This is a genomic window from Pseudomonas sp., assembly GCF_049645325.1.
Classification (GTDB): Bacteria; Pseudomonadota; Gammaproteobacteria; order Pseudomonadales; family Pseudomonadaceae; genus Aquipseudomonas.
Genome location: NZ_JBARTQ010000412.1, coordinates 1 through 6,257, shown reverse-complemented (window position 1 = coordinate 6,257; position 6,257 = coordinate 1). Strand labels below are relative to the sequence as shown.

Annotated in this window: 5 protein-coding genes; 2 read left to right on the top strand and 3 right to left on the bottom strand. The window is 61.2% G+C overall.

All coding sequences use genetic code 11. The annotated features are described in order from the left end of the window. Positions 1–108: 108 nt before the first annotated feature. On the bottom strand, positions 109–579 hold the full coding sequence (locus WBB95_RS17875) for an Lrp/AsnC family transcriptional regulator (RefSeq protein WP_424488797.1): 471 nt from the start codon (positions 577–579) through the stop codon (positions 109–111). 123 nt (positions 580–702) lie between these two features. On the opposite strand from WBB95_RS17875, the gene WBB95_RS17870 reads away from it, so the two are divergent. Together WBB95_RS17870 and WBB95_RS17865 are read left to right on the top strand one after the other, a co-directional pair. Continuing rightward, positions 703–1,947, top strand: coding sequence for a methionine gamma-lyase (locus tag WBB95_RS17870; protein WP_424488796.1), 1,245 nt, complete (start codon positions 703–705; stop codon positions 1,945–1,947). A gap of 230 nt (positions 1,948–2,177) precedes the next feature. After that, complete coding sequence (locus tag WBB95_RS17865; protein ID WP_424488795.1) at positions 2,178–2,855, top strand: response regulator transcription factor; 678 nt, start codon at positions 2,178–2,180, stop codon at positions 2,853–2,855. Between the two features lie 68 nt (positions 2,856–2,923). Here the strand turns inward: WBB95_RS17865 and WBB95_RS17860 are convergent, their stop codons facing one another. Beyond that, positions 2,924–4,882, bottom strand: coding sequence for a MacB family efflux pump subunit (locus tag WBB95_RS17860; protein WP_424488794.1), 1,959 nt, complete (start codon positions 4,880–4,882; stop codon positions 2,924–2,926). 3 nt (positions 4,883–4,885) lie between these two features. After that, positions 4,886–6,037 (bottom strand): macrolide transporter subunit MacA, encoded by a 1,152-nt coding sequence (macA, locus tag WBB95_RS17855; protein ID WP_424488793.1) that lies wholly within the window; start codon positions 6,035–6,037, stop codon positions 4,886–4,888. Positions 6,038–6,257 lie beyond the last annotated feature (220 nt).

Sequence of the window (6,257 nt, the reverse complement as noted above, 5' to 3'; positions counted from 1 at the left end):
GAGTGGAGGGGCAAGAGCGTTTTGCTTACTTTTGCGCTCCACCAAAAGTGAGCCGCCGTAAGGGCGGAACCCATACCCGCCATCACCCAAACAACGGATACACCCCCATCAGCCAGGCAACGGAATCACCCGCAACCGCCTAACCGACTTATACGAAAAACTCGAATAAATCTCCTTAACACACGGCAAAGTCTGCAACACCTCCCGGGCAAACTCCCCGAACGACTCCAGATCCCTCGCCACCACCTCCAGCAAAAAATCATACCGCCCCGACACGTTGTGGCACGCCACCACCTCAGGAATCTCCAACAACCGCTGCTCAAACGCACGGGCGATTTCCTGGGTATGACTCTCCATCATGATGCTGACAAACGCCGTCACCCCATACCCCAGCGCCTTGGGCGACAGGATCGCCTGATAGCCACTGATCACCCCGCTCTCCTCCAGGTTCCTCACCCGCCGCCAGCACGGCGACGTGGTCAAGGAAACCCGCTCGGCCAGCTCGGCCACGGTCAAGCGTGCATTGCCTTGCAACGCGTTTAAAAGCGCTTTGTCGGTGCGATCCAGACTGACGGGCATGTCTTGCCTCATTTGATTATTTTTATTGGTTTTTCATCCCCGAAACCGGGAATTTCCTGCAACTTTCGCAACGTTCATCTGTGGTTATGAGCATAGCATTGTAGGAAATAAGGAGCGTCCGACATGAACAATAAACACACTACATTCGGCTTTTCCACCCGCGCCATCCACCACGGCTACGACCCCAAGGACCACCACGGCGCCCTCGTGCCACCCATCTACCTGTCGGCCACCTTCGCCTTTCCCACCGTCGAATACGGCGCCGCCTGCTTTGCCGGAGACGCAAGCGGCCACTTCTATACACGCATTTCCAACCCGATCCTGGCCCTGCTCGAATCGCGCATGGCCACCCTGGAAAATGGCGAAGCCGCCGTGGCGTTCAGCTCCGGCATGGGCGCGATTGCGGCGACGTTCTGGACCCTGTTGCGCCCGGGAGATGAAGTGATCGTCAGCCAGACGCTGTACGGCTGCACCTTCGCATTGCTGCACCACGGCATCGGCGAATTCGGCATCAAGGTGCGCCACGTCGACCTCACTGACCTGGCCGCCTTGCGCGCGGCACTGTCCCCTGCCACCCGCATGATCTACTGCGAGACCCCGGCCAATCCCACCCTGCGCCTGGTGGACATCGCAGCGGTAGCCGAACTCGCTCATCAGCAGCCCAATGTCACCGTGGTGGTCGATAACACCTATTGCACGCCGTACCTGCAACGCCCGCTGGAGTTGGGCGCCGACGTGGTGGTGCATTCGGCCACCAAGTACCTCAGCGGCCATGGTGATATCACCGCCGGCATCGCCGTGAGCAACCACGCGCTGGCGCAACGCATTCGCCTGCAAGGGCTCAAGGACCTGACTGGCGCGGTCATGTCACCCCAGGATGCGTCCCTGCTGATGCGGGGCCTCAAGACGTTGGCGCTGCGCATGGACCGCCATTGCAGCAACGCGCAGGCCGTGGCCGAGGCGTTGCAGGCTCACCCGGCGGTGCAATGGGTGACCTACCCCGGGCTGCGTTCTTTCCCACAGTACGAACTGGCGACACGGCAGATGAAACAGTCCGGCGGCATGATCGCCTTCGAACTCAAGGGCGGCATCGAGACCGGTCGACGCTTCATGAATGCCCTCAAGCTGTTCACCCGCGCCGTCAGCCTGGGCGATGCCGAATCGCTGGCCCAGCACCCGGCCAGCATGACCCACTCCACCTACACCCCCGAAGAGCGCGCGCAGCACGGCATCAGCGAAGGCTTGGTGCGCTTGTCGGTCGGGCTGGAGGACGTCGCCGACCTGCTGGCAGATGTGCAACAGGCATTGGCCAAGTGCACTCGCTCGGCACCGCGTCAGGCCATGATGGCGGCGCATGCCGTGAGGTAAGGCCTACGCCCGGCTTTATCCTTTCCCACAAACGGTGGTCGGACAGGTCCGACCGCCGTCATACGTGTTTAATCTTTTTTTTTGCCGATTGGATCCCCCTGCTTTTGCCAGGCTGTACTAGCATAGGTCTCGCGGGAGCATTATCACTGTAGGTTATTCACTCAGATCACCTTCTTAAATCCCGTCGCTATAAGGCTGAATTCCTACACTCGAAACTCATGGATGAACTGATGAACTCACACCTGTTCCCACATATAGGCAAAGTCATCGCCAGCACCGGCAGTCGCCATTTCCCACGCATGCTGCATGACCTGATCCTCACTCAACTGGCAGTGGACGCCACGCATATCACGCAATTACGGGTGAACCCACAGGGCAACACCCGCCGCAGGATCAGCCCGGTCTACACCGATTCGGTGGCGGCATTGGGCGCGGAGCAACCCGCCGCTCAATTGCACCTCACGCGCCGCAAGGACGATGTGCGCTACGTGCTGTCGGTGTACCGCTCGCACCAGTCCGAAAGCTTTTCGCCGCAGGAACGCAGCATGCTGCAGGATTTCTCCACGCTGTTGCTGCCCATGGTCGAAAAACACATCTCCGCGATCCAGCCGTGCCGCCAGGACCGCGATCCGGTTGCGCCGCAAAACCAGGGCATCGACACCCTGCGCCGACGCATTCAAGAACGCCTGGTGCAATCGGGCCTGGCCCTGTCCAACCGCGAACTGGAAGTGTGTGTCGGCCTGCTGGCCGGGCGCACCGCACCGGAGCTGGCAGAGCAACTGGCGCTGAAGGTCAACACCATCGAGAGCTACCTCAAGCGCGCTGCGATCAAGCTGGGGATCAGCGGGCGGCATTCATTGTTGCGGTGGATGTACGCGACTGACGAGGGCAACGCCGCCAGTCTGTAAAACACCCCTCAAACCCTGTGGGCGCCGGCTTGTCGGCGCCCACAGGGGTTCTCCCGTAACCAGGATAATCAGTCCCTGGCCAACGCCTCGATCGGGTCCAGACGCGCCGCGTTCCTTGCCGGCACAAAGCCAAACACAATGCCGATCAGCGTCGAGCAGGCAAACGCGGTGATGATCGAGCCGACCGAAAACACCATCTCCCACTCTTTCACGAACAACGAAAACAGATAGCCGATGGCGTAGGACAGTGAGATCCCGATGATCCCGCCAATCAGGCACACCATCACCGCCTCCACCAGGAACTGCTGACGTATATCCGACTGCCGCGCGCCCACCGCCATGCGAATACCAATCTCGCGGGTCCGCTCGGTGACCGACACCAGCATGATATTCATCACCCCGATGCCGCCCACCAGCAACGAAATCACCGCAATCAACGACAACAGCAACGCCAGCGAGCGGCTGGTTTTCTGCACGGTCTGCATGATGCTGTCGAGGTTGTTGGTGAAGAAGTCCTTGGTGCCGTGGCGTTGCAGCATCAGCTTGTTGACGTTGTCTTCGACTACCTTGCTCGGCTGGCCGTCCTTGATGCGCACGGTGATGCTGTCCAGATGACGCTGGCCCAGCAGGCGCCCCGCCGCTGTTTCATACGGCACCCACACATTCAGCGCCTTGCTGGCGGCGAACATGTTTTTATTGTCGGCCGTCACGCCAATGACCGTGCACGGCAGGTTGCCGACCAGGATCACCTGGCCCAACGGGTCGACATTCGGCCCGAACAACCGATGACGGGTGTTGTGGTCGATCACCACCACCTGTGCCTGGCGCCGTGCATCGCTTTCGCTGAAGGCGATGCCGGCCTCAAGCTTCAAGCCCTTCACGTTGAAATAACGGTCACTGACGCCATTGACCTGCGCATCCAGGTCGATATTGCCAAAGCGCAGCAACAGGTTGCGCCCCACCACCGGCGTGGCGCTGTCGACGTAATACAGCTGGTTCAACGCCTCCACATCCGAAGGCATCAAGGTCTCGATGGCCGAGGCGCGGCTGTCGCCGAAACTGGTGCCGGAAAAGATGTCGATGGTGTTGCTGCCGATCGCCTGGATGTCCTTGAGCACATAACGCTTGGCGCCTTCGCCGATGGCCGAGATCGACACCACGGAGGTGATGCCGATGACAATGCCGAGCATGGTCAGCAAGGTGCGCATGCGGTGGGACACCAGCGCAACCCAGGCCATGTTGAAGGCCTCCTTGAACAACCCCAGGCTCGCCACCAGACGCCGCGCGCCGCTGCGCCTGGGCTCGATCGGCGCCTCGCTGGGCAGTTCGAGGCCGTCACTGGCGTTGGCCTTGTCGCTGACAATTTCGCCATCGCTTACCTCAACGATGCGCTGCGCATTCGCCGCCACCTTGGGGTCGTGGGTGACGATAATCACCGTGTGCCCGGCCGCGTGCAGCTCGGCGAGGATGCGCATCACTTCTTTGCCGCTGTGGGTGTCGAGGGCACCGGTGGGTTCGTCGGCGAGGATCACTTCACCGCCGTTCATCAATGCCCGGGCGATACTCACCCGCTGCTGTTGCCCGCCGGACAGCTGGCTCGGCCGGTGCGTGGTGTGCCCCGCCAACCCCAGGCGTTCGAGCAATTCCCGTGCGCGGCTGTGGCGCTGGCTCTCCGGCGTACCGGCGTAGATCGCCGGCATTTCCACGTTGTGCAAGGCACTCAGGTGCGCCAGCAAATGGTAGCGCTGGAAGATGAACCCGAAGTAATCGCGGCGCAGTTCCGCCAGTTGCTCATCGCCCAATGAACGGGTTTCGATGCCATTGATTTTGTAGCTGCCGGCGGTGGCGTAATCGAGGCCGCCGAGGATGTTCATCAGCGTGGACTTCCCCGAACCCGAGGCGCCGATGATCGCGACCATTTCCCCGGCATGAATGGTCAGGTCGATGCCCTTGAGCGCAATGAACTCGCGCTCACCGGCCATGAAACTGCGGGTGATGCCTTTGAGTTCCAACAGTGGCTGGCTCATCCGTCAGCTCCCCGCCACGGCTGGGGTTGCATCGCCAATCACGACTTTATCGCCTTCGGCCAAGCCTTCCAGAATCTGCACCTTGACGTTGTTGTTGATGCCCGTCTTCACCGCCCGCGACGTCGCCTTGCCCTTGGCATCCAGCACGCGCAGGGTGTAGCTGCCATCGTTATTGCGCGCGCCGAGCGCCGCCACCGGCACCATCAATACGGCTTGGGCGGTGTCGAGCACGATACGCACCTGGGCGGTCATGGCGATGCGCAGGCGGTGGTCAGGGTTGGGGACGTCGAACAATGCGTTGTAGAACACCGCCGTGTTCTGCTTCGGGGTGCCGGCGGTCTGGGTTTCGAGGAAGTTCTGGGGCGCCGGTTCGGTGCCGCGCAGCTTGGCGTAGTAGCGCTTGTCGGCCTCGCCGAGGATGGTGAAATACACCTGCTGGCCGGGGCTGATATGGATCACATCGGCTTCAGAGACCTGGGCCTTGACGGTCATGGTGTCGAGGTCCGCCAGCTTGAGCAGCACCGGCGCCAACTGGCTGGCGATCACGGTCTGGCCTTCCTGGGTGACGATGCCGACCACATCGCCGTCGATGGGCGCGACAATGCGTGTGTAGGCCAGGTTGACCTTGGCGGTGTCGATCTGGATGTGCGCGCTTTTGATCTGCGCATCCAGGGACAACAGGTTGGCTTGCTGCACCTGGAAGGTGGACTCGGCGTCTTCGAAATCCTGGCGGGAAACCGACTCGTCGACTTGCAGGCCTTTGTAGCGTTCGTACACCGACTTGGCCTGTTTGAGCTGGGCCGCCGTGGCACGCCGCTGGGCCTGCAGGTTTTCTTCGTCGACCTGGGCTTTGCGCAGGGTGTTTTGCAGGATCAGCGGGTCGATTTCGGCGAGCCACTGGCCCTTTTTCACTTTGTCGCCGACCTTGACCTTGAGGGACTTCAACTGCCCGGAGACTTGGGCGCCGACGTCGACTTGTTTGACGCCTTCCAGCAGGCCGGTGGCCAATACGGCGTTCTCGATGTCACCGCGTTCGGCGGTGGCGGTGAGGTATTGGGGGGCGTCGGCGGGGGCTTGTACGGCGTACACCACCAGGCCGATGGCGACGGCCAGTACGGCGAGCATTCCGAGTTTGCGAAACGTTGACTTTTCCATAAATGACCATGAAGGGTGATTGGGTGGAATTTTTGATCGTGTACATATCCGTTGCTGCGGTAACGGCTGGTATGGGTTCCGCTCTTACAGCGGGTCACTTTTGGAAAAGAGCCCCAAAAGTAACCAAAAGGGCTCTTGCCCCTCCACTCGGCACCTCGCCTAGGCTCGGTGTGCCCTCACTCCGGCTTGAATCCGTGGGCCGCCGTGACGGGCCATCCAT